Source organism: Pseudomonas brassicae, assembly GCF_010671725.1.
GTDB lineage: Bacteria > Pseudomonadota > Gammaproteobacteria > Pseudomonadales > Pseudomonadaceae > Aquipseudomonas > Aquipseudomonas brassicae.
Map to the genome: position 1 here is coordinate 1 of NZ_JAAHBU010000511.1, position 3,322 is coordinate 3,322.

A 3,322-nucleotide genomic window follows, 5' to 3' on the forward strand; every position below is an offset into this window, starting at 1 on the left:
GAGCAGCCGAAGAAAGGTGGCTGCACCGGTACAGGTGCGCAAAAGAGCCGGAGAAGCCGCGGATCCCGATGGCCACGCCGATTCGGACCGAGATGGAGGTGTTCCGGTTCTGACCGGACACAAAAAAAAGCCCGCAGCGAGCGGGCTTTTTTTTGTGCCTGACGAAAAACCGAGGTGCCTTCTTCGCTGGCAAGCCAGCGCCCACAGATACTCCAGCGCCCTTGAGGCTGGTGCAATACCCTGTGGGAGCTGGCTTGCCAGCGAAAGGGCCCCAGGGCGCGCCTCAGGTCTTGATCTGACGCTCGTGCATGCGTGCCAGCTGGCGCTCCAGCATCGACGGATACGGCTCCATCAGGCGCTCCACGCAGCACGCACCCTCAGGGCTGGCAATCGGCCGGATACGCGCACGCTGGCGGATCAGCGCATCGTCACTGACCTTGCGCTCCACCAGCAGCAGGTTACGGCTGTGCTGCGACAGGGCCAGGGCGTCCTGGGCCTTCTCGGTCAGCAGCAGGTCGATCTGGCTCAGCCCGTGCAGGTCTTCGCCCAGCGCCAGGCCCAGCTGCAATTGCAGGGTAATGCCGCTGTCGGCGACTTCCACCTGCAGCGCATGGCCCAGTGCGCGCAACAACTCGCCACAGCAAATGGCATTGGTCAGGTAGTCCTCGCCACTGTCGGCACTGTGGAACAGCAGCAGGGTGCTGCCATCGTTGAGCGTGTGCACCTCGCTTTCGTACAGCGACGCGGCCTGCTCCAGGCAGTCGCGGTAGCGGTCCAGCAGTTCGGTCAGGCGTGCCCGTGGCAAGCGCCGCAGCTGTTCCTGTGAGCCCAACTGCACCGCCAGCACGGCGCTGGCCTGCGGTTGGCGCGGCACTGCCGGGAGCAGCGGGCGCGGGGCCGCCTCGCTGTCATCGCGCAGGTCGGCAAAGGCGTCGTCATCGTCTTCGTCGAGCACTGGCCTGGCTGCAGGCTTGGCCGCCAGCGGTGACTGATCGAAGCTCGGATCGCGCAGGTTGCGCACCTGGAAGGCCGGTTCCTGGTCGTCTTCGTCCAGTTCGTCTTCTTCCTCGGGCTCGATTTCCGGCTCGGGTGGCGGCGGGGCAAAGCGCGAGTGCAACTGGCGCGCCAGGTCGCCGATCTCGTCCTGGCGGTCGGTGGCCGGGGTGTAGGCGTCGAGGTCGCGCAGCCACACGCGCAGTTGCAGCAGCGGCGTGGAGATGAAGCGCCCAAGGCGCAGGCTCAGGGCCAACGCCAGTGCCAGCAGGATTGCCGCCAGGATGCCCATGCTCTGCAGGCTGATGGTCAGCGGTTGCTGGAACTGGCTCATGTCCAGGCTGATGCGCAGTTGCCCGGCCGTCACGTCCTGGAACGTGATCTTGGTCTGGTAGAGGCCTTCGGCTTCGCCCAGCAGGCCGTTTTTGGGGCGCTGGCCGGCTTCGGCGAGGATCCGGTTGTCGACGCTGTAGATCGCCGCATGGGCCACCAGCGGGTTCTTCACCAGGTTGCCCAGCAGCACGTTGAGGCTGAGGATGTCGTTGGACACCAGCAGCTCGGTGGCCGATGTGGCGGTTTGCGTGGTCAGGCTCTGCCCCAGGGCGTCGGCCTGCTCGTGCATGGCTTGCTTGAACTGCAGGCCCATGACCCCGGCATAGATGACCAGCGCCAGCGCCACCAGAAACACGTTGTGGCAGGCGATCCGCAGGGCCAACGGTACACGGCGCTGGCGCAGGGCACGGAAGATCAGCAGGAAGAAGTTGTCGGTTTTAACGGGCGTGGGCCGGTTCACAGAGCGCGGCTCTTTATGTCGGAGAAGTTGCTGCGCAGTATAGCGACAGGCCATGGGCGGGCAAAGTATCGACTGCGCCCGATGGTCTGCGAAAGTGGGTAGAATGCGGGTTTTGTCACTGAGTCGGAGCCTGTTTTGCGCGAAATCGTTCTGATTAACATCACCGGCGAGGACCGCCCGGGTCTTACCGCAGCCATTACCGGCGTGCTGGCCCAGGGTGGGGTCAACATCCTCGACATCGGTCAGGCGGTCATCCATGACACCTTGTCGTTCGGCATCCTGGTGGAAATCCCCAGTACCGAGCAGGGGTCTGCCGTACTCAAGGACATCCTGTTCACCGGTTACAAGCTCGACCAGCAGGTACGCTTCACCCCGGTGTCCGAGCAGGACTACCAGCAGTGGGTCGATGGCCAGGGCAAGGCTCGCCACATCGTTACCCTGCTGACGCGCAAGGTCACCGCCGAACAACTGCAGCGGGTCAGCTCGATCACCGCCCAGTATGGCCTGAACATCGATCACATCGACCGTCTGTCGGGTCGTATCGCGCTGGACACCCCCGCCGATCAGGGCAAGGGCTGCATCGAGTTCTCGGTGCGCGGTGAGCCGGCCGATCCACAGGCCTTGCGCGCCGAGTTCCTCAGCGTGGCGCAGGAGCTGAACGTCGACATCGCCTTCCAGCAGGACTCGCTGTTCCGTCGCAACCGTCGCCTGGCGGTGTTCGACATGGACTCGACGCTGATCGAGGCCGAGGTGATCGACGAGCTGGCCAAGGCGGCGGGCGTGGGCGAGCAGGTGTCCGAGATCACCGAGCGAGCCATGCGCGGCGAGCTGGATTTTCGTGCCAGCTTCAAGGAGCGCCTGGCGCTGCTCAAGGGCCTGGACGTCAACGTGCTCGACGAGATCGGGGCGTCGCTGCGCCTGACCGAAGGGGCCGAGGTGCTGTTTGCCGAACTCAAGCGCCTTGGCTACAAGACGGCCATCCTGTCCGGCGGCTTCACCTACTTTGCCAAGCAGTTGCAGGCAAAGCTGGGCATCGACTATGTGTTCGCCAACGAGCTGGAAGTGGTGGACGGCAAGGTCACCGGCGTTGCCGTGGAGCCGATTGTGGATGCCCAGCGCAAGGCGGACCTGCTGACCGAACTGGCGCGCAAGGAAGGCCTGCAGATGGAGCAGACGATTGCCGTGGGCGATGGCGCGAACGACCTGCCGATGCTGGCGATTGCCGGGCTGGGCGTAGCGTTCCGTGCCAAGCCGCTGGTCAAGCAGTCGGCCAAGCAGGCGATTTCGACGCTGGGGCTGGATGGGGTGCTGTATTTGCTCGGCTTCCGCGACCGCGACGGCCGCGACTGAGCAAGGCGGGCCGCTTTGCGGCCCTTTCGCTGGCATCAGGGGCGGTGATGATCCTGTGGGAGCTGGCTTGCCAGCGAAGAGGCCCGAAAGCCGAACAAAAAAGACCGCCATCGCTGCGGGCTTTTTACATTTCAGGCTTGCTGTGTCGGCAACGCCAGGCACTCGCCCATGCCTCACCGCAGACGC

At 64.7% G+C, this 3,322-nt stretch carries 2 protein-coding genes; one reads left to right on the forward strand and one right to left on the reverse strand.

The annotated features are described in order from the left end of the window. Positions 1-283 precede the first annotated feature (283 nt). Complete coding sequence (locus tag G3436_RS25450; RefSeq protein WP_163950938.1) at positions 284-1,786, reverse strand: histidine kinase; 1,503 nt, start codon at positions 1,784-1,786, stop codon at positions 284-286. A 135-nt stretch (positions 1,787-1,921) separates the two neighbouring features. On the opposite strand from G3436_RS25450, the gene serB reads away from it, so the two are divergent. Then, the gene (gene serB / locus G3436_RS25455) at positions 1,922-3,136 is read left to right on the forward strand and encodes a phosphoserine phosphatase SerB (RefSeq protein WP_163950939.1); all 1,215 of its coding nucleotides are present in this window, start codon (positions 1,922-1,924) and stop codon (positions 3,134-3,136) included. Positions 3,137-3,322 lie beyond the last annotated feature (186 nt).